Genomic DNA, 19777 nt, shown 5'->3' with positions numbered 1-19777 from the left:
TCCTTAGGTCAAAAAGTATTGCAGCAGGTCGTTGAGAAACAGCTGCCCGCGATCGGTGGCCGCCAGGCGTGACGGTTCGACCCGCAACAGGCCACTTTGTTCGGCCTCGGCGCGTGCTTCGTTCAAGCTGTCGAGACTAAGCCCGGTACGTTGCGCAAACAAGACGGCGTCAACGCCCTCGGTCAGGCGCAGGGCATTCATCAGGAACTCGAACGGCAGCTCTTCGTTGGCCAGGGCTTTCTCCCCGGCCTGGAAGGCCTTGGCCGGGTTCAGGTAGTCCTTCGGCAGGCGGGTTTTCCAGGTCCGGACGATGCGCCCGTCCGAGTGGCTGAGTTTGCCATGGGCGCCGGCACCGATACCGATGAAATCGCCGAAGCTCCAGTAGTTGAGGTTATGTCGCGCCGCCCGCCCGGGCTGGGCATAGGCCGAGACTTCGTACTGGGCGTAACCGTGCTCGGCCAACAGCGCCTGGCCGGCTTCCTGGATATCCCACAGGGTGTCGTCTTCCGGCAGGGTCGGCGGCTGGTTCCAGAACACCGTGTTCGGCTCCAGGGTGAGTTGGTACCAGGACAGGTGCGTGGGCTTCAAGGCAATGGCCTGGCGCAGATCAGCCAGGGCATCGTCCAGGGACTGGTCCGGCAAACCGTGCATCAGGTCCAGGTTGAAGTTGTCGAACCCGGCCTGGCGCGCCATATCCGCCGCCCGCACGGCTTCGCCGCCGGTATGGATGCGGCCGAGGGCCTTGAGCTTGTCTTCCTGGAAACTCTGGATACCGATGGACAGCCGATTGATGCCCAGCTGGCGATAGGCGATGAATTTTTCCTGCTCGAAGGTCCCGGGGTTGGCCTCCAGGGTGATTTCGATATCGCCGGCAAACGGAATGCGCGCCTCGACGCCCTTGAGCAAACGCCCCAGCGCCGGTGCGCTGAACAGGCTGGGCGTGCCGCCACCGAAGAAGATCGAACTCAATTCACGGCCATACACCGCGTGCAGGTCCTGGTCGAGGTCGGCCAGCAGTGCGTCGACATACTCCTCTTCCGGCAGCACCGGGCTGGCGGTGTGGGAGTTGAAGTCGCAATACGGGCATTTGCGCACGCACCAGGGGATATGGATATACAGCGCCAGGGGCGGCAACTGCGCCATGGCCGCCCGAGGGATTGGCGCGCTGCCGTGGATCAGCGGCGGCGCTACGTGGGGCTGGGTCATTGCAGGCCCAGGCGCTGGCGCAACAGGGCCATGGCGCGGGCGCGGTGGCTGAGCTGGTTTTTCTCGACCGGACCCAGTTCGGCGCTCGAGCAGTCACGCTCCGGCACCCAGAACAGCGGATCGTAGCCAAAACCGTGCTCGCCGCTGGCGGCGGTGAGGATACGTCCGTGCCACAGGCCTTCGCAGAGAATCGGCAGCGGGTCATCGGCATGCCGCACCAAGGCCAGCACGCAGACGAACTGCGCGCCTCGCTCGGCGGTGGGGACGTCCTTCAGGGCCTCGAGCAGCTTGGCGTTGTTCGCCGCATCGCCCTGGCCATCGGCATAGCGGGCCGAATAGATACCCGGCGCGCCACCGAGGAAGTCCACCGCCAGCCCGGAATCGTCGGCCAGCGCCGGCAGGCCGGAAATGCGTGACGCATTACGGGCTTTCAGGATGGCGTTTTCGACGAACGACAAGCCGGTTTCTTCCGGCTCGACGCTGCTGAACTCACCGATCGAGCGCAGTTGCACCGACCCACCGAGCATGGCCTGGAGTTCTTTGAGTTTGCCGGCGTTGTGGCTGGCCAGTACCAGTTGGCTGAAGTTCATCATTCGCCTGGGAAAAGTTCCTGATTGAAGCTGAAAGTGTGGGCATCACCGCCGGCGGTGACGGTGATTTCGAAGATGCGGTTTTCCTGCTGCGGTACCGGGTATTGCGCCAGGTAGTAGACGGCGCCCTGCTCGGTAATCTGCTTGAAGTTCAGTGTGACGCTCTTGCCGGTCAGGTCCTTCACATTGCCGCTGATCTGGGCGACCAGCGGTTTGCCGGCCTTGGCCACCGAGATGTTGATCACACCCTGGTCCTTGCTGCGTACCAACTCCGCACGCTGGGCAGTGTCCGGTTGAATATAGGTAGAGTTGAAGGTGTTGTAGTGCACGGTGAGGTCACCGAAGACTTCCTGGCGCTCGCTCTTGATGGCATCGGCGGCCATGGCCGTGACGCCGAAGCAGGCCGCCACTAGAAACACAATTGAACGCAGCATGATCATTCTCCTCGAGGCAGTGCGGTTTATACCGCGATCTGGTGATCGCTGAGACCTGGGCTGCTGACGCGATAAATGCCGATCTCACCTAATAGATTAGGCCATAGCTTACTGGCCCACCCATGGCGGTGCTGTTGATCCACGGCAAGCCGGTTGATCACCTTGGCGGTTCGCTCGCGGCACAGTGCCTCGAAGTCCTCGAAGGTGCAGAAGTGGATGTTCGGCGTGTTGTACCAGGTGTACGGGAGGAATTCCGAAACCGGCATCCGACCCTTGCTCGCCAGGTACCAGCGGCAGCGCCAGTGACCGAAGTTGGGGAAGGTGATGATGCACTGGCGCCCGACCCGGAGCATTTCGTCGAGGATCTTGTCCGGGTAGTGCACGGCTTGCAGGGCCTGGGTCATGACCACGATATCGAAGCTGTTGCTGGCAAAGTTGCCGAGGCCCTTGTCCAGGTCCTGCTCGATGACGTTGATGCCCTTGGCCACGCAGGTGGCGATGTTCTCCGGGTCGTTTTCCAGGCCGTAGCCGGTGACCTGCTTGTTGTCCCGCAGCCAGGCCAGCAGTTCGCCGTCGCCGCAGCCGAGGTCGAGCACGCGGCTGCCGGCGGGGATCCAGTCTTGGATGATTTCCAGGTCGGCTCTCATGGCGTCCTCACAGCGTAATTCGGTTCATGTAGTTGCCGAACGCCTGCAGGTAACGCGGGATCGGGATCAGGAAGGCGTCATGGCCTTGTGGTGCGTCGATTTCCAGGTAGCAGACGTCCTTGCGCGCGGCCATCAGTGCATCGACGATTTCCCGCGAGCGGGCCGGCGAGAAACGCCAGTCGGTGGTGAAGGACATCACGCAGAAGCGGGCCGTGGCACCGGCGAAGGTTCGCGCCAGGTCGTCGTTGAAGTTGGCCGCCGGGTCGAAGTAGTCCAGGGCCTTGGTCATCAACAGGTAGGTGTTGGCGTCAAAACGCCCGGAAAACTCCTCGCCCTGGTAACGCAGGTAGCTCTCGACCTGGAACTCCACGCTGTGGAAGTCGTAGTTGAGCTTTTCGCTCTTGAGGCCACGGCCGAATTTCTCGCCCATGGAGTCATCGGACAGGTAGGTGATGTGCCCGACCATGCGCGCCAGCATCAGGCCGCGCTTGGGGATCACGCCGTGCTCCTGGAACGAGCCGCCGTGGAACTCGGGATCGGTGAGGATCGCCTGGCGCGCCACTTCGTTGAAGGCGATGTTCTGCGCCGACAACTTGGGGGCCGAGGCGATGGCGACGCAATGGCGTACGCGATCGGGGAAGGTGATGCTCCATTGCATGGCCTGCATGCCGCCCAGGCTGCCGCCGATCACCGCGGCCCACTGGCCGATGCCCAGGCGGTCGGCGAGGTGGGCCTGGCTGTGGACCCAGTCTTCCACGGTCAGCACCGGGAAATCGGCACCGAAGGGGCGGCCGGTCTCGGGGTTGATGCTGCTCGGGCCGGTGGAGCCGTTGCAGCCGCCAAGGTTGTTCAGGCTGACGACAAAGAACTTGTTGGTGTCGATGGGCTTGCCGGGGCCGATGCAGCTGTCCCACCAGCCGGGCTTGCGCTCGTCGGGGCTGTGGAAACCGGCGGCGTGGTGATGGCCGGAAAGGGCATGGCAGATCAGCACGGCGTTGCTCGCCGCGGGATTGAGGGTGCCGTAGGTTTCGTAGATCAGGTCGTAGGCCGGCAGGGAACGGCCGCAGGCCAGGGCCAGGGGCTCGCTGAAGTGTGCTGTTTGCGGCACGACCAGCCCGACGGAATCGTGGGGAAAGACAGTGGACATCGACCCTGCTCACGCTTGAATGAGGCGTAAGTCTAATGAGCGGGGGGAGCAGCGGCAAGCGCCGCTCCCACAGTTGATCAGATCAAGCGGAACAGCACTTCCGGCATGCCGCTCATGACCGCCAGCGGCGGAATCACATAGCTCTGGATCAACTGGATCACCAGGAACGCCAGGATCGGCGAGATATCCAGGCCACCCAGGTTCGGCACGATCTTGCGGAACGGCGCCAGGGCCGGTTCGCTGATCTGGAATACCAGCTCGGCCGCCGGGCTATGGCTGCCGGGCGCGACCCAGGAAAGGATCACGCTGATGATCATGGCGAAGAAGAACACCTTGAGGAACAGCGAGGTGATGCCGATGACCGCCCAGATCAGCAGGTAGGCGATATTGCCGGTGACACCGTAGCTGAGCAGCAGGATCACCGCCATCAACAGCATCTGCACGACAATCGCCAGCACCAGCGAGGACATGTCCAGGCCGAACAGGCTTGGAATGATCCGGCGCAGCGGCTTGAGCAGGGGTTGCGTGGCTTTCACGGTGAACTGGCAGAGCGGGTTGTAGAAGTTGGCCCGGACCAGTTGCAGGATGAAACGCAGCAGGATCACCAACAGGTACAGGCTGCCCAGGGTTTGAATGACAAAAATGGCAGCGCTATTTAATGCAAACATTAAGGGTTCCCTCGAGGATTACTGACCGAGTTGCTCGGCCATTTCGGCCGAACGGTGGGCGGCGGCGCCAAGCGCCTTTTCTACCAGGGCTTCGAAGCCGCCGGCCTGGAACGTCTTGATCGCGGCTTCCGTGGTTCCGGCCGGCGAGGTCACGCGACGGCGCAGCTCGGCGGCCTCGACGTCACTGGAGACGGCCATATGGGCGGCGCCCAGGGCGGTCTTCAGGGTCAGTTGGCTGGCGATGTCACGGGGCAGGCCAAGTTTCTCGCCGGCGGCGGTCATGGCTTCGATCAGCAGGAAGAAGTACGCCGGGCCGCTGCCGGACACGGCGGTCACCGCGTCCAGTTGCTGTTCTTCGTCCAGCCAGAAGGCACTGCCGACGGCCGACAGCAGGGTTTGCGCCTGTTGGCGCTGTTCGGCGGACACCCGCGCGGTGGCGAACAGGCCGCTGACGCCCTGGCGCAGCAGCGCCGGGGTGTTCGGCATGCAGCGCACGATCGGCTGCTCGCCCAGCCAGCGGTTCATGCTCGCGCAGGTGATACCGGCGGCAATCGACACCACCAATTGATGGGGCTTCAGGCTGGGACGCAAGGCTTCGCACACGGCCTTCATGGCTTGCGGCTTGACCGCCAGCACCACCACATCCGCGCCGAGGATGGCCTCGGCGTTGTCGGCAAACACTTCAATACCGTGTTCGGCCTGGACCCGGGCGCGGGTCTCGGCGCCGGGATCGCTGGCGCGAATCAGCGCGGCGTCCAGGCCCTCGGCACGCAGGCCGCCGATCAGGCTGGCCGCCATGTTGCCGGCGCCGATGAAAGTGATTCGATTCTTGCTCATGACGGATCCTTAAGACGAGTGTGTGAGGCCATGTCAGGCCTGGCCATAATCGCGGGCGCCAAACAGCGCGGTACCGATCCGCACCCAGGTGGCGCCTTGGGCAATGGCCGACTCGAGATCGTGGCTCATGCCCATGGAAAGTGTGTCGAGCGGCAGGTTGAGGCTGTCTTGCAAAGTCCGCACGGTGGCGAACGCGGCGTCTTGTTCGGCACGCTCTTCGGTCGGTTCGGGGATCGCCATCAGCCCGCGCAGCTTCAGGTTCGGCAAGGCGCTGATGGCCGCGGCCAGGGCCGGCAGGTCGGCCGGGGTGCAGCCGGACTTGCTGGCCTCGCCGCTGACATTGACCTGGATGCAGATATTCAACGGCGCCAGGTCAGCCGGGCGCTGTTCGGACAGGCGTTGTGCGATTTTCAGGCGATCCACGGAGTGCACCCAATCGAAATGCTCGGCGATGGCGCGAGTCTTGTTCGATTGAATGGGGCCGATGAAGTGCCAGCACAAGGGCAGGTCGGTCAATTCGGCCTGTTTGCCCAGGGCTTCCTGCAGGTAATTCTCGCCGAAGTCCCGCAGGCCCGCGGCATGGGCTTCGCGCACGGCGGCGGCGGGCTTGGTCTTGCTCACGGCGAGCAGGCCGATGCTGGCGCTGTCGCGGCCGGCGGCCTGTGCAGCGGCAGCGATGCGGGCTGCAACGGTGGTGATGTTGTCTGCTATCGTGGTCATTCAAATTCGCCAGCAGGTCAAAAGTCTGCGGCATTCTACCTGTATTGGGGAGCCTCATGGATATCACCGAGCTGCTGGCCTTTAGCGCCAAACAGGGCGCGTCGGACTTGCACCTCTCGGCGGGCCTGCCGCCGATGATCCGGGTCGACGGCGATGTACGGCGGATCAACCTGCCGGCGCTGGACCACAAGCAGGTCCACGACCTGATCTACGACATCATGAACGACCGCCAGCGCAAGGACTACGAGGAGTTCCTGGAGACCGACTTCTCCTTCGAAGTGCCGGGCGTGGCGCGCTTCCGGGTCAACGCCTTCAACCACAACCGCGGGTCGGGCGCGGTGTTCCGGACCATTCCCTCGAAAGTCCTGACCATGAGCGACCTGGGCATGGGCGAGGTGTTTCGCAAGATCACCGAGGTGCCGCGCGGGCTGGTGCTGGTGACCGGGCCGACCGGCTCGGGCAAGTCGACCACCCTGGCGGCGATGATCGACCACCTGAACAACAACAAGCATCACCATATCCTGACCATCGAGGACCCGATCGAATTCGTCCACGAGTCGAAGAAGTGCCTGGTCAACCAGCGTGAAGTGCATCGCGACACCCAGAGTTTCTCCGCGGCCCTGCGTTCGGCCCTGCGGGAGGACCCGGACGTGATCCTGGTGGGCGAGATGCGCGACCTGGAAACCATCCGCCTGGCGCTGACCGCCGCGGAAACCGGTCATCTGGTGTTCGGCACGCTGCACACCACCTCGGCGGCCAAGACCATCGACCGGGTGGTCGACGTGTTTCCGGCGCAGGAGAAGTCGATGGTTCGCTCGATGCTCTCCGAATCCCTGCAGGCGGTGATTTCCCAGAGCCTGCTGAAGAAGGTCGGCGGCGGGCGTATCGCCGCCCACGAGATCATGCTCGGCACCCCGGCGATCCGGAACCTGATCCGCGAGGACAAGGTGGCGCAGATGTACTCCTCGATCCAGACCGGCGGCTCGCTGGGCATGCAGACCCTGGACATGTGCCTCAAGGAGCTGCTGACCAAGGGCCTGATCACCCGCGACAATGCCCGGGAGAAGGCGAAGATCCCGGACAACTTCTGACGCGAACCCCCGTGAGCTTCTACGCTGTCACACAGGTGTGTGCCTGATGCGACGCGGAGACGCTCATGGAGTTCGAGAAACTGCTGCGCCTGATGGTCGAGAAGGGCGCTTCCGACCTGTTTATCACCCCGGGCCTGCCGCCGTCGCTCAAGGTCAACGGCCAGATCCTGCCGGTGACCCGCGCCCCGCTGACCCAGGAACAGACCCAGGACGCGGTGTTCGGCCTGATGACCGAGCGTCAGAAGCTCGACTTTACCCACCTGCACGAATGCAATTTCGCCATCCACCCCAAGGGCGTGGGGCGTTTTCGTGTCAGCGCGTTTTACCAGCGCAGCCAACCGGGCATGGTGTTGCGGCGCATCGAGACGCGGATTCCCGAGCTGGCCACGCTGAAGCTGCCGCCGATCATCGAGCAATTGGCACTGCTCAAGCGCGGGCTGGTGATGCTGGTCGGGGCCACCGGCACCGGCAAGTCGACCACCCTGGCAGCGATGATCGGCCACCGCAACCAGCAGGGCAGCGGCCATATCGTCACGGTCGAGGACCCCATCGAGTTCGTTCATGAGCACCAGAACTGCATCATTACCCAGCGCGAAGTGGGGATCGACACCGATTCCTACGAGGTGGCGCTGAAAAACACCCTGCGCCAGGCCCCGGACCTGATCATGATCGGCGAAGTGCGCACCCGGGAGACCATGGGCCATGCCCTGGCGTTCGCGGAAACCGGGCACCTGTGCCTGGCGACCCTGCATGCGCCGAATGCCGACCAGGCGCTGGAGCGGATCATCAACTTCTTTCCCGTGGACCGGCACCCGCAGATCTGGATGGAGCTGTCCCTCAACCTGCGGGCGATTGTCGCCCAGCAGTTGATTCCAACCCGGGATGGCCAGGGACGGCGGGCGGTGGTGGAAGTGCTGCTGAATACGCCGCTGATGGCCGACCTGATTCGCAAGGGCGAGATCAAGGAGCTCAAGGCGTTGATGAAACGCTCGACCGAACAGGGGATGCAGACCTTGGACCAGGCGTTGTATGCATTGCATCAGGAGGGGGTGATCAGCTACCGCGATGCATTGGCGTATGCGGATTCAGCCAATGACTTGCGGCTGATGATCAAGTTGGAGAAGGGGACGGGTGGTGCGGGGGCGGATAGCTTGAGCCTGGGGCCGGCCTAGGAGCTTTGTGGTGGCTGTTCTGACGCCTTCGCGGCGGTGCGGCGACCCGACAAGCCCTGCTCCTACAGTACGTCGTCGTTCACCGATTTTGTAAACGACGCAACACTGTAGGAGCAGGGCTTGCCCGCGAAGAGGCCCTCGAGAGCGCCAAAAACTTCACAGGCGCACCACGAATCCAATCAGCGCTGCACAACCCGCATATGGTTCTGCTCTTTCGGGATCACGCGCTTGGCAATCACGTAATGGCTGTCCCAGTACGGCTTCTTCAGCGTGTCGATGGTCACCGACTTGCCGCGACGCGGTGCGTGGATAAACCGATCGTTGCCCAGGTAGATGGCCACGTGGTTGACCTTGCGGCTCTTGAGGGTGAAGAACAGCAGGTCGCCCGGCTTGAGGTCCTTGCGCGCGACTTTCTGCCCGTGGCCGGCGGCCATGGCATTGGACGTGCGCGGCAGATCACTGGCCGCTACGCCGTTGAAGGCATACTTGACCAGGCCGCTGCAGTCGAAGCCCTTGCTCGGGCTGCTGCCGCCCCAGCGATACGGGGTCCCCAGCACATTCACCGCACGGCTGAGCACGGCGCTGCTCTGCTTGGCGTTCGGTGCGGCCGGATTGATGGCCACCACGCTATCATGACGGGCTTTGCCATGGCTGCCGTGCTTGCCAGGGCGCTTGACCACAGGGGCGGTCAGATCGGTAGCATGGGCAACGGTAGCCGGTGATTTGGCAGTGTGACCGTTGACTGAAGGAAGACGTTGCTCACGGTTGGTGGCGTGGGCGGCCAGTGGCATTAATAGGCAGATGGTTAGCCATGTCTTGAAAAATGGTCGCATTAGGCAAGGCTCTAAATAGGTAATCGCGCAACTTTATAACAGCTTTTTGGTCACTTCTGGGCCCGTTTGTCGAATCAATACAGGGGTTTAAAGTGGCCTGGGGCTGTGAAATCCGACCCACGAGTCACGTGAAAGTCAGGCCCCACAAGGCTTTCAGCGATTTTCGGTAAGGGTTTGTTACATGTTTTGAGACAGTAAAAAAGTCACACGGTTTTACGAAATATTTATCTATCGAGCTCGGAGAAGGCGTTGATGAACAGCTATCGGCAGGACGGCACACCGGCGAATACCCACAACGTTTTACTCGGGTATTTGCTGTGGATTTTTGGTTTTACCGGTTCTCACCGCTTCTATTACGGCAAGCCGGTTACCGGGACGATCTGGTTTTTTACCTTCGGGTTGCTGGGGATCGGTTGGTTGATCGACCTGTTCCTGATTCCGGGCATGGACCGCGAGGCGGATCTGCGTTTTACCGCCGGGCCGCTGGACTATAACGTCGCCTGGTTGCTGCTGACGTTCCTGGGGTTGTTCGGTATTCACCGGATGTACCAGGGCAAATGGCTGACCGGGCTGCTTTATCTGCTGACGGGCGGGTTGCTGGGGCTTGGCGTGCTGTATGACTTCTGGACACTGAATGACCAGGTGTCGCTGAGGAACAGCGGGCGGGGTTGAGGTCGAATCCCTTTTCTCTGGGGGTTTTTGGTGACCTCAAGGGCCTCTTCGCGGGTAAGCCCTGCTCCTACAGTCTTCGTCGAATATCAATCTGGTGTACGACATAAATCTGTAGGAGCAGGGCTTGCCCGCGAAGGCGGTTTTAAGGACGCTAAAAGCTTCGCGGCGGTGCGGCGATCCGACAAGCACCGCTCCCACAAATACTGGATCACGCCTGGTGTGTGATCCGCCCATCCATCAGCGTATAACGCACCGCTCCCGGCAACGCATGGCCGAGGAACGGGCAGTTCTCGCCCTTGGACAACCAGTGCTCACCGGCCACGGTCGAGGTGCTCGGATCGAACAGCACCAGATCCGCCGCCGCCCCCACCGCCAGCTTGCCCGCCGGCAGGCGCAAAGCCTCGGCAGGACCGGCGCTCAGGCGCTTCAGCAAGGTCGGCAGGTCCAGCAGGCCATCTTCCACCAGGGTCAACGCCAGCGGCAGCAACAGCTCGACGCTGCTGATGCCCGGCTCGGTCTCGCCGAACGGCGCCAGCTTGGCATCGCGCTCATGGGGCTGGTGATGGCTGGAGATGGCGCTCACCACCCCGGATTTCACCGCAGCGCGCAAACCGTCGCGGTCGGCGCGGGTGCGCAGCGGCGGTTGCACGTGGTAAAGGCTGGAGAAGTCGATCAGCGCTTCGTCGGTCAGGATCAGCTGGTACAAGGCCACATCGGCGGTCACCGGCAAGCCACGGGCCTGGGCCTGGGCGATCAGGGCCACGCCGCGCGCACTGGTCAGCTGGCTGAAGTGCGCGCGCACGCCGCTCTGCTCCACCAGCAGCAGGTCCCGGGCCAGGGCCACGGTCTCGGCGGTTTCCGGAATCCCCGACAAGCCGAGGAAGCTGGCGGTCGGGCCTTCATGGGCCAGGCCGCCATGGGCCAGGTCATGGTCCTGGGAGTGGAAAATCACCGTCAGGTCGAACGTCGCCGCATATTCCAGCGCCCGGCACAGGGTGCGGGTGTTGCGGAAGCTCTCCAGGCCGTTGCCGAACGCCACGCAGCCGGCATCGCGCAAGGCCGCCAGTTCGGCCAACTGTTCGCCTTCCAGGCCTTTGCTCAGGGCGCCGATGGGGAACACCTTGGTGTTGCCGGCTTCGCGGGCGCGGTCGAGGATCAGTTCGGCCACCGCCGAGGTGTCCAGCACCGGTTTGGTCTTGGGCGGGCAGCACAGGCTGGTGACGCCGCCGGCCGCCGCCGCGCGGGTTTCGCTGGCGATATTGCCCTTGCGGCTGTAGCCCGGCTCGCGCAGGGAGACGTTCAGGTCAACCAGCCCGGGAGCGGCCACCAGGCCTTTGGCGTCGATCACTTCAATGGCGGCAAAACCCGCCGGGGCGGCGCCGATGGCAATCAGCTTGCCGGCTTCCAGGTGCAGGTCGGTCACTTGATCCAGGCCGCTGCTCGGGTCGATGACGCGGGCGCCGAGTATGCTGAGTTTCACTGGGCCTTCTCCTGCTCGAATTGGCGCTGGGCAGTCTGCCCGCTCATGGCCATGGACAGCACGGCCATGCGTATGGCGATGCCGTAGGTGACTTGGTTGAGGATCACCGAATGGGGGCCGTCGGCCACCGCCGATTCGATTTCCACGCCACGGTTGATCGGGCCCGGGTGCATGACGATGCAATCCGGCTTGGCGCCGGCCAGGCGCGCGGTGGTCAGGCCGAACAGGCGGTAGAACTCGCCTTCGCTGGGCAGCAGGCCGCCGGTCATGCGTTCACGCTGCAGGCGCAGCATGATCACCACGTCGACGTCCTTCAGGCCTTCGGCCAGGTCGGTGTAGACCTTCACCCCGTATTGCTCGATGCCGATCGGCAGCAAGGTTTTCGGCGCGATCACGCGGATATCCGGGCAACCGAGGGTCTTGAGTGCCAGCATGTTCGAACGGGCCACCCGCGAGTGCAGGATGTCGCCGACGATGGCCACCGAGAGGTTTTCGAAGCCGCCCTTGTGCCGACGGATGGTCAGCATGTCGAGCATGCCCTGGGTCGGGTGCGCGTGGCGGCCGTCGCCGCCGTTGATGACCGCCACCTGGGGGCAGACGTGTTCGGCTATGAAATGCGCGGCGCCGGACTCGCCGTGACGCACGACGAACATATCGGCGGCCATGGCCTCGAGGTTGCGCAGGGTGTCGAGCAGGGTTTCACCCTTGCTCGCCGAGGACGTGGACACGTTCAGGGTGATCACGTCCGCCGACAGCCGTTGGGCCGCCATTTCAAAGGTGGTGCGGGTACGGGTGGAGTTCTCGAAGAACACGTTGCACACGGTCTTGCCGCGCAGCAGCGGGACTTTCTTTACCGCCCGGGCGCCGACTTCGAGGAAGGAGTCGGCGGTGTCGAGGATTTCGGTCAACAGCTCGCGGCGCAGGCCGTCGAGCGAGAGGAAGTGGCGTAGCTGGCCCTGATCATTGAGCTGCAGCGGGCGCTTGGCGTCTAGAGGCGTCATCGCAAGGGACTCTTTAAAGGGCGAGGTCTTGAAGTTCAAGTTGGAGCGGCGCGGGGCCGGACAATTTTACCCGTTCCGTGGGAGCCAGCGACAGTGTTGCACCGACCACATCGGGACGGATCGGCAGTTCGGCGGCATCGAGGTCCAGCAGGCTGACCAGCGTCACGCTGGCCGGGCGGCCGTAGTCGAAGAGCTCGTTGAGGGCCGCGCGGACGGTCCGGCCGCTCATCAGCACGTCGTCGATCAGCACCAGGTGCTGGCCTTCGATCTCGAACGGCAGCTCGGACGGGCGCACCTGCGGGTGCAGGCCGTTCTGGCTGAAGTCGTCGCGGTAGAAGGACACATCCAGGGTGCCCAGGGGCGATGTGCTATCCAGGGCCTTGAGCAGCGCCTGGGCCACCCACACGCCGCCGGTACGAATACCGATAAAGCGCGGTTCGACAATGGCGCGCTTGCTCAGGTGGGCGTTGAGATCGACGGCCATCTGGCTGATCAGGTCGGCGGGATTGGGCAGGCTCATGGTTGCTCCTTCAAGGGCCCTTGCGGGGGATCAAGGCGAGGGTAAGAGGTTCGGGCAGCGCCGCTGTTCAGGACTCGGCAGGTGTCGGGTGTTCTTCGATCCAGCTTTGCAGCAGCAGCTTGGCGGCGATGGCGTCCACCGGGTTGTCGCGATAGGTGCCTTTCTGGCCGCCACGGGCCATGCGTTCGCCCTTGGCTTCGAAAGTGGTCAGGCGTTCGTCCTGGGTGAAGAACGGCAGGTTGTAGCGACCGTTGAGCCGGCGGGCGAATTTCTCCGCACGGGCGCACATGTCGCTGGGGGTGCCGTCCATGTTCAGCGGCAGGCCGACCACCACGGCGTCGGGTTTCCATTCCTTGATCAGGGCTTCGACCTGGTTCCAGTCGGGAATCCCGTTTTGCGCCTTCAGGGTGCAGAGCTCACGGGCCTGGCCGGTGATCATCTGGCCGACGGCGACGCCGATCTGTTTGGTGCCGTAGTCGAAACCCAGCAGCAGGCGGATGGCGGCCATCAGGCGTGGCCCGCCTGGCTGGTGAGCAGGCTGAGGTTGATCCCCAGGTGCGCGGCGGCGGCGGCGAGGCGGGCGTCGCTGTCGGTTTCGAAGAGAATGTCCGGGGAGAACGGGCAGGTCAGCCAGGCGTTGTCGGCCAGTTCCGCTTCCAGTTGCCCGGCTTCCCAACCGGCGTAGCCGAGGGCGATCAGGCTGCGGGATGGGCCTTCACCGTCGGCAATGGCGAACAGCACATCCTGGGACGTGGACAGCGCCAGGCCTTCCAGTTCGACGGTGGCCTGGTAGGTCTGGCCGATGGGGTGCAGGACAAACCCGCGGTCGGTCTGCACCGGACCGCCGGTATAGATCGGCACATGCTGGCAGAGGGCTGGCGGCTCGATGTCCGGGCGCAGTTGCTCGAGGATATCGGCCAGGCTCAGCGCTTGCGGGCGGTTGATCACCAGCCCCATGGCACCGTTCGCGCTGTGCTCGACGATATAGGTCACCGTCTGCGCGAAATTCGGGTCGGCCATATGCGGCATGGCGATCAGGAAATGATGCTTGAGGTACGTCGGGGTGAGGTTTTTCATGAGCCCTAGTGTGGCCGTGGGCGGGCGACCTGACAAGCGGTGTAGGCGCGATTCAGTTGCTGGAAAGCTTGTCGCCCCGGGAAAAACGCCAGGTGCGGATGATCTCCAGGCGGTCGATGTCCGACAGATCGCCGGTAAAGGGCGCGAACGGTGCCGCCAGGCGCACGATCCGCTGCGCCGCCTGGTCCAGCAGCGGCTGCCCGGAGGATTCCAGCACCAGCACTTCATACAGCGAGCCGTCGCGGTTGATCGAGACCATCAGCCGCAAATTGCCGTAGATCTGCTGGCGACGTGCTTCTTCGGGGTAATTGAGGTTGCCGATGCGCTCGACCTTCTTGCGCCAGTCATCCTTGTACCAGGCGCCCTTGTCGCGCATGGTCGAGGCCGCGCTCAAGCGATGAATCCGCGGGCGCTTGGCATACAACTGTTGTTCCTTGGCCAGTTCCGCTTCAAGGCTGGCGATGTCGCTGCTCAACTGCGAGCTGTCGAAGGTCGGTGCCGGTTGCTGGGGCGCCGCCTCGGTCTTGACCTGCTCATGCTTGATCACGGCTTTCTTCGGCTTCGGCGCCACCGTGGTGACCACCGCCTTCGGTGCCGCTTCGGTTACTTCCTGCTTGGTCGGTGGCGGCGGGGTGACCTCATTGATGCTGTTGTCCTGGAACGGCGCGACCTCGGTGGTCTTGGGTATCGCCTTTTTATCCAGGGTGCCGCTGCCTTCCTGGTTGTCCTGGGCGAGGAAATCAGCCTTTTCCGGCGGTTTCACGCTCTTGAAGGTGGACAGGGTGATTTCCAGGGTCTTGCTGATCTGCTTGGGCTCGACGACGCTGAAGCCCACACCGAGCAGCAGCGCCAGGTGGATCAGCGCCGCGAGGAAAAGCGTGAAGCCAAGCCGATCCGCCGGGCGTACGCCGGGGCGGGAAAGTTCGGGAGGCAGATCGGCGGGAAGCGTCATGACCAGGAAACCAACATCGCATGTATCGAAAGCGCGGAATGATAACGCAATGTTGGTTTTTTCTCGGCTGTTCTACATCAACGGGCTTGCAGCTTGCGCTCAATGGCATCCATCAGCAGGCCGCCGATGTCGGTGCCGAAGGCGTTGTCGATCTCGCGGATGCAGGTCGGGCTGGTGACGTTGATTTCCGTCAGATGCTCGCCGATCACGTCCAGGCCGACAAACAACAGGCCTTTTTCCCGCAAGGTCGGGCCGACCTGGGCGGCGATCCAGCGGTCGCGGTCGGTCAGCGGACGGGCTTCGCCGCGACCGCCGGCGGCCAGGTTGCCACGGGTTTCACCGGCTGCCGGGATCCGCGCCAGGCAATAGGGCACCGGCTCGCCGTCGACCATCAGGATGCGCTTGTCGCCGTCCTTGATTCCCGGCAGGTAGGCCTGGGCCATGATCTGCTGGCTGCCCAGGGCGGTCAGGGTCTCGAGGATCACCGACAGGTTCGGGTCGCCGACCCGGTGGCGGAAGATCGAAGTACCGCCCATGCCGTCCAGCGGCTTGAGGATCACGTCACCGTGCTTGGCGGCAAACTCGCGCAACACATCGGCGCGACGGCTGACCACGGTGGCCGGGGTGCACTGCGGGAACTGGGTGGCGAAGAGCTTTTCGTTACAGTCGCGCAGGCTCTGCGGCTTGTTGACCACCAGCACCCCGGCGCGCTCGGCCTGTTCCAGCAGGTAGGTGGAGTAGACGAACTCCATGTCGAAGGGCGGGTCCTTGCGCATCAGGATCACGTCCAGGTCGCTCAGGGCCGTGTCGGTCTCGGCTTCCAGCTCGAACCAGTGCTCGGGGTTGGCGAACACTTTCAGTGGACGCATGCGCCCGCGCGCCACGCCGGCGTCCTGGTACAGGTCCTGCTGTTCCATGTAGAACAGGGTCCAGCCGCGCGCCTGGGCGGCCAGCAACATCGCCAGGGAACTGTCCTTTTTATAGGAAATGTTGGCGATGGGGTCCATGACAATCCCGAGACGAACGCTCATGGGCTATATCCTCTATGGGCCGTGATGGCCGAAATGACTTGAAAAAGTGGCGTCAGAGTGGCGCTACACCGATTCCCGGTCAAGGAAAAACCGCCTGTCCGGGTGGGGCCGGGGGCGGTTGATAGATTGCATCTTGAGACTGTGCTAAAAAGGCTCGCATGCCGCTCGAAGCGCTTACACATCAAGGGCTTCGCGCCTGAAAAGCGCTTAAATGCAGTCAATCGAGTCGCTGTGGCGATGGTAGAGCAGATATGGAACAGCATTCCACAGCCTTGAAAGTGATGGTCATCGACGACTCCAAGACGATTCGCCGCACCGCCGAGACGCTGTTGAAACACGTGGGTTGCGAGGTGATCACGGCCATCGACGGCTTCGATGCCCTGGCCAAGATCGCCGATCACCATCCGGGTATCATCTTCGTCGATATCATGATGCCGCGCCTGGATGGCTACCAGACCTGCGCCCTGATCAAGAACAACCGTGCGTTCAAGTCCACGCCGGTGATCATGCTGTCCTCCAAGGACGGCCTGTTCGACAAGGCCAAGGGGCGTATCGTCGGTTCCGATCAGTTTTTGACCAAACCGTTCAGCAAGGAAGAGCTGCTGGCCGCGATCAAGGCCCATGTGCCGGGGTTCGCGGCGGTAGAACAAGCACATTGACGGCCGGCCGCCTGGCCGCCCGCCTTATAAGCAGTGGGGAACACCATGGCACGTATCCTGATCGTCGATGATTCGCCGACTGAAATGTACAAACTGACCACCATGCTGGAGAAGCACGGTCATGAAGTGCTCAAGGCCGAAAACGGTGCCGACGGCGTGGCCCTGGCCCGCCAGGAAAAGCCCGACGCGGTCCTGATGGACATCGTCATGCCGGGCCTCAATGGCTTCCAGGCCACCCGACAGCTGACCAAAGACAGTGAAACCAGCCATATCCCGGTGATCATCATCACCACCAAGGATCAGGAAACCGACAAGGTCTGGGGCACGCGCCAGGGCGCTCGCGACTACCTGACCAAACCGGTGGAAGAAGACACCCTGATCAAGACCCTGAACAGCGTCCTCGCCGGCTGACGGCCCGCGCCCATGAGCCCGTCGCAGACTGCCTTCCAACTGCTGCTGGAAATCGACCAGCGCTGTCGCCTGTTGGCGGCCGATCTGCCGTCGCAACAGGCCCGCCAGGACACCTGGAGCGGTATCGGCTTTCGCCTCGGCGAGCACTGGTATGTGGCGCCGATGGGTGAAGTCGGCGAAGTCCTGCATGAGCCGCGTCACACCCTGTTGCCGGGGGTGAAACCCTGGGTCAAGGGCGTGGCCAACCTGCGTGGGCGCCTGCTGCCGATCATGGACCTGTGTGGGTTTTTCGGCCATGAGCTGTCCGCGTTGCGCAAACAGCGGCGGGTACTGGTGGTGGAATACAAAGACGTGTTCGCCGGCCTGATGGTGGACGAAGTGGCCGGTTTGCAGCACTTTCCCCAGGGCGGGCAGCAGGGGCTTTCGGTCCAGCCGCCGGATGCGGCGGTGGCGCCCTTTGTCCAGGGCCGTTTCGAGCGTGAACGCAGTTGGTGGGTGTTCAGCCCGTTTGCCCTGGCGCAGGCGCCGGGGTTTCTGGATGTAGCCTTACAGGCAGGGGCCTGATCGATGACAAACGCTAAAACCGGCAAGCCGTTGGAGGCTTCGCGCAGTCGTTCGCAGATCATCGTGCTGTTTATCGCCCTGATCGTGTTCATCATGCTGTTGTTCGCCAACTTCGCCTACCTGAACACCCAGTCCACCTACGACAAGCAATACATCAGCCATGCCGGCGAGCTGCGGGTGCTGTCCCAGCGTATCGCCAAGAACGCCACGGAAGCGGCTTCCGGCAAGGCCGCGGCGTTCAAGTTGCTGAGCGACGCGCGCAACGACTTCGCCCAACGCTGGGGTTACCTGAAAAAAGGCGACCCGGCCACTGGCCTGCCCGCCGCGCCGCCCGCCGTGCGTACGGAAATGCACGCCGTGCAGCAGGATTGGGAAAACCTGCTGCGCAACACCGATGCCATCCTCGCCAGCGAACAGACCGTGCTGTCGTTGCATCAGGTGGCCGCGACCCTGGCCGAAACCGTGCCGCAGTTGCAGGTCGAGTACGAAAAGGTCGTGGAGATTCTCCTGCAACGCGGCGCCCCGGCGGCCCAGGTGGCCATGGCCCAGCGCCAGTCGTTGCTGGCCGAGCGGATCCTCGGCGCGGTGAACACGGTGCTGGCCGGCGACGAAACCTCGTCCCAGGCCGCCGACGCCTTCGGTCGCGATGCCGCGCGTTTCGGCCAGGTGCTCAACGGCATGCTCCAGGGCAACGCGACCCTGAAAATCACCCAGGTCGAAGACAAGGACGCCCGCGCCCGTCTGGGGGATATCGCCGAACTGTTCGAATTCGTCTCAGGCTCCGTGGATGAAATCCTCGAAACCTCACCGCAGCTGTTCCAGGTTCGCGAGTCGGCCGGGAATATCTTCAGCCTGTCGCAAACCCTGCTGGACGAAGCCTCGCACCTGGCCAACGGTTTTGAAAACCTTGCCGGCGAACGCTCCCTTGATACCATCGGCGGTTATGTCCTCGGCCTGCTGGCCCTGGCCTCGATCATCCTGATCGGCCTGGTGATGGTCCGCGAGACCAATCGCCAGTTGCACGAGACCGCCGAAAAGAACGAGCGCAACCAGCACGCGATCATGCGCCTGCTGGATGAAATCGAAGACCTGGCCGACGGCGACCTGACCGTGACCGCTTCCGTCACGGAAGACTTCACCGGGACCATTGCCGACTCCATCAACTATTCCGTCGACCAGCTGCGGGATCTGGTGGCCACCATCAACCTCACTGCCGGCCAGGTCGCCGCCGCCGTGCAGGAAACCCAGGCCACCGCCATGCAACTGGCCGAGGCCTCCGAGCACCAGGCCCAGCAGATTTCCGAAGCGTCCACCGCCATCAGCGATATGGCCGAGTCCATCGACCAGGTCTCGGCCAACGCCGCCGAATCGTCGGCGGTGGCCGAGCGTTCGGTGGAGATCGCCAACAAGGGCAACGAGGTGGTGCACAACACCATCCACGGCATGGACAATATTCGCGAACAGATCCAGGACACCGCCAAGCGGATCAAGCGCCTGGGCGAGTCTTCCCAGGAAATCGGCGATATCGTCAGCCTGATCGACGACATTGCCGACCAGACCAACATCCTCGCCCTCAATGCGGCGATCCAGGCCTCCATGGCCGGCGATGCCGGGCGCGGTTTCGCGGTGGTGGCCGATGAGGTCCAGCGCCTGGCGGAACGTTCGTCGGCGGCGACCCGGCAGATCGAAACCCTGGTGCGGGCGATCCAGACCGACACCAACGAGGCGGTGATCTCCATGGAGCAGACCACCACCGAAGTGGTGCGCGGCGCGCGGCTGGCCCAGGATGCCGGGGTTGCCCTGGAAGAAATCGAAGGAGTCTCCAAGACCCTGGCGGCCTTGATCCAGAGCATTTCCAACGCGGCCCAGCAACAGACCACGTCGGCGGGACAGATCTCGCTGACCATGAACGTGATCCAGCAGATCACCACCCAGACCTCGTCGGGCTCGACCGCCACCGCCGACAGCATCGGCAACCTGGCGAAAATGGCCAGCCAGCTGCGGCGCTCGGTCTCCGGCTTTACCCTGCCTGCTGCGCAAGATGCGCGTGAAACCCGTTAGTGGA

At 63.4% G+C, this 19777-nt stretch carries 22 protein-coding genes and 1 pseudogene; 7 read left to right on the top strand and 16 right to left on the bottom strand.

Annotation, left to right across the window (positions count from 1 at the left end; translation table 11 throughout):
* Window positions 1–3: 3 nt before the first annotated feature.
* The 8 genes from hemW to M5C01_RS07840 form a co-directional block, all read right to left on the bottom strand.
* Window positions 4–1143 carry a radical SAM family heme chaperone HemW gene (gene hemW / locus M5C01_RS07875; RefSeq protein WP_178129716.1) on the bottom strand — a complete coding sequence of 380 codons (1140 nt, stop codon included), beginning with the start codon at window positions 1141–1143 and terminating at the stop codon, window positions 4–6.
* A gap of 59 nt (window positions 1144–1202) precedes the next feature.
* Window positions 1203–1799 (bottom strand): RdgB/HAM1 family non-canonical purine NTP pyrophosphatase, encoded by a 597-nt coding sequence (gene rdgB / locus M5C01_RS07870; protein WP_152736818.1) that lies wholly within the window; start codon window positions 1797–1799, stop codon window positions 1203–1205.
* The gene (locus M5C01_RS07865; protein ID WP_152736819.1) at window positions 1796–2230 is read right to left on the bottom strand and encodes a DUF4426 domain-containing protein; all 435 of its coding nucleotides are present in this window, start codon (window positions 2228–2230) and stop codon (window positions 1796–1798) included. Before M5C01_RS07865 ends, rdgB begins: the two co-directional genes overlap by 4 nt.
* 26 nt (window positions 2231–2256) lie before the next feature.
* On the bottom strand, window positions 2257–2877 hold the full coding sequence (gene metW / locus M5C01_RS07860) for a methionine biosynthesis protein MetW (protein ID WP_103494442.1): 621 nt from the start codon (window positions 2875–2877) through the stop codon (window positions 2257–2259).
* Window positions 2878–2884: 7 nt separating this feature from the next.
* The gene (locus M5C01_RS07855; protein ID WP_152736820.1) at window positions 2885–4024 is read right to left on the bottom strand and encodes a homoserine O-acetyltransferase; all 1140 of its coding nucleotides are present in this window, start codon (window positions 4022–4024) and stop codon (window positions 2885–2887) included.
* A 77-nt stretch (window positions 4025–4101) separates the two neighbouring features.
* Window positions 4102–4692: a YggT family protein gene (locus M5C01_RS07850; RefSeq protein WP_152736821.1), complete on the bottom strand. Its 591-nt coding sequence runs from the start codon at window positions 4690–4692 to the stop codon at window positions 4102–4104.
* An 18-nt stretch (window positions 4693–4710) separates the two neighbouring features.
* A complete protein-coding gene (proC, locus tag M5C01_RS07845) occupies window positions 4711–5529 on the bottom strand; it encodes a pyrroline-5-carboxylate reductase (protein WP_152736822.1) in 819 nt (272 codons plus the stop codon).
* A gap of 33 nt (window positions 5530–5562) precedes the next feature.
* Complete coding sequence (locus M5C01_RS07840) at window positions 5563–6249, bottom strand: YggS family pyridoxal phosphate-dependent enzyme (RefSeq protein WP_152736823.1); 687 nt, start codon at window positions 6247–6249, stop codon at window positions 5563–5565.
* Window positions 6250–6305: 56 nt separating this feature from the next.
* Here M5C01_RS07840 and M5C01_RS07835 point away from each other — a divergent pair, with 56 nt between their 5' ends.
* The gene (locus tag M5C01_RS07835; RefSeq protein ID WP_103494437.1) at window positions 6306–7340 is read left to right on the top strand and encodes a type IV pilus twitching motility protein PilT; all 1035 of its coding nucleotides are present in this window, start codon (window positions 6306–6308) and stop codon (window positions 7338–7340) included.
* Between the two features lie 65 nt (window positions 7341–7405).
* Window positions 7406–8458, top strand: a pseudogene (locus tag M5C01_RS07830) (PilT/PilU family type 4a pilus ATPase); the annotation flags it as partial.
* Window positions 8459–8691: 233 nt separating this feature from the next.
* Here M5C01_RS07830 and M5C01_RS07825 read toward each other — a convergent pair.
* The gene (locus M5C01_RS07825) at window positions 8692–9345 is read right to left on the bottom strand and encodes a C40 family peptidase (protein ID WP_103494435.1); all 654 of its coding nucleotides are present in this window, start codon (window positions 9343–9345) and stop codon (window positions 8692–8694) included.
* A gap of 252 nt (window positions 9346–9597) precedes the next feature.
* On the opposite strand from M5C01_RS07825, the gene M5C01_RS07820 reads away from it, so the two are divergent.
* Window positions 9598–10017, top strand: a complete 420-nt coding sequence (locus M5C01_RS07820) for a TM2 domain-containing protein (protein WP_152736825.1) — start codon at window positions 9598–9600, stop codon at window positions 10015–10017.
* 208 nt (window positions 10018–10225) lie between these two features.
* Here M5C01_RS07820 and M5C01_RS07815 read toward each other — a convergent pair whose 3' ends face one another.
* The 7 genes from M5C01_RS07815 to gshB form a co-directional block, all read right to left on the bottom strand.
* Window positions 10226–11497 (bottom strand): dihydroorotase, encoded by a 1272-nt coding sequence (locus M5C01_RS07815; protein ID WP_178129706.1) that lies wholly within the window; start codon window positions 11495–11497, stop codon window positions 10226–10228.
* A complete protein-coding gene (locus M5C01_RS07810) occupies window positions 11494–12498 on the bottom strand; it encodes an aspartate carbamoyltransferase catalytic subunit (RefSeq protein ID WP_152736826.1) in 1005 nt (334 codons plus the stop codon). The genes M5C01_RS07815 and M5C01_RS07810 overlap by 4 nt, the downstream gene beginning before the upstream one ends.
* A gap of 13 nt (window positions 12499–12511) precedes the next feature.
* A complete protein-coding gene (gene pyrR / locus M5C01_RS07805; protein WP_152736827.1) occupies window positions 12512–13018 on the bottom strand; it encodes a bifunctional pyr operon transcriptional regulator/uracil phosphoribosyltransferase PyrR in 507 nt (168 codons plus the stop codon).
* Between the two features lie 67 nt (window positions 13019–13085).
* Window positions 13086–13526, bottom strand: a complete 441-nt coding sequence (gene ruvX / locus M5C01_RS07800; RefSeq protein ID WP_103494430.1) for a Holliday junction resolvase RuvX — start codon at window positions 13524–13526, stop codon at window positions 13086–13088.
* Complete coding sequence (locus M5C01_RS07795) at window positions 13526–14095, bottom strand: YqgE/AlgH family protein (RefSeq protein WP_103494429.1); 570 nt, start codon at window positions 14093–14095, stop codon at window positions 13526–13528. Before M5C01_RS07795 ends, ruvX begins: the two co-directional genes overlap by 1 nt.
* A gap of 52 nt (window positions 14096–14147) precedes the next feature.
* A complete protein-coding gene (locus M5C01_RS07790) occupies window positions 14148–15047 on the bottom strand; it encodes an energy transducer TonB (protein ID WP_152736828.1) in 900 nt (299 codons plus the stop codon).
* 77 nt (window positions 15048–15124) lie between these two features.
* Window positions 15125–16078, bottom strand: a complete 954-nt coding sequence (gene gshB / locus M5C01_RS07785; RefSeq protein WP_100944625.1) for a glutathione synthase — start codon at window positions 16076–16078, stop codon at window positions 15125–15127.
* 251 nt (window positions 16079–16329) lie between these two features.
* On the opposite strand from gshB, the gene pilG reads away from it, so the two are divergent.
* From pilG to M5C01_RS07765, 4 genes are read left to right on the top strand one after another with little or no spacing between them, the layout of a single operon-like run.
* Complete coding sequence (gene pilG / locus M5C01_RS07780) at window positions 16330–16737, top strand: twitching motility response regulator PilG (RefSeq protein ID WP_100944626.1); 408 nt, start codon at window positions 16330–16332, stop codon at window positions 16735–16737.
* 45 nt (window positions 16738–16782) lie between these two features.
* On the top strand, window positions 16783–17148 hold the full coding sequence (gene pilH / locus M5C01_RS07775) for a twitching motility response regulator PilH (RefSeq protein WP_103494426.1): 366 nt from the start codon (window positions 16783–16785) through the stop codon (window positions 17146–17148).
* A 12-nt stretch (window positions 17149–17160) separates the two neighbouring features.
* Window positions 17161–17712, top strand: a complete 552-nt coding sequence (locus M5C01_RS07770) for a chemotaxis protein CheW (protein WP_103494425.1) — start codon at window positions 17161–17163, stop codon at window positions 17710–17712.
* Between the two features lie 3 nt (window positions 17713–17715).
* Window positions 17716–19773: a methyl-accepting chemotaxis protein gene (locus tag M5C01_RS07765; RefSeq protein WP_100944629.1), complete on the top strand. Its 2058-nt coding sequence runs from the start codon at window positions 17716–17718 to the stop codon at window positions 19771–19773.
* The last annotated feature ends 4 nt before the right edge of the window (window positions 19774–19777 follow it).

The organism is Pseudomonas sp. MWU12-2319 (assembly GCF_023242525.1).
Taxonomy (GTDB): Bacteria; Pseudomonadota; Gammaproteobacteria; order Pseudomonadales; family Pseudomonadaceae; genus Aquipseudomonas; species Aquipseudomonas gingeri_D.
Note: the sequence above shows the minus strand (reverse complement) of the source record. Positions and strands in the feature narration are given on the sequence as shown.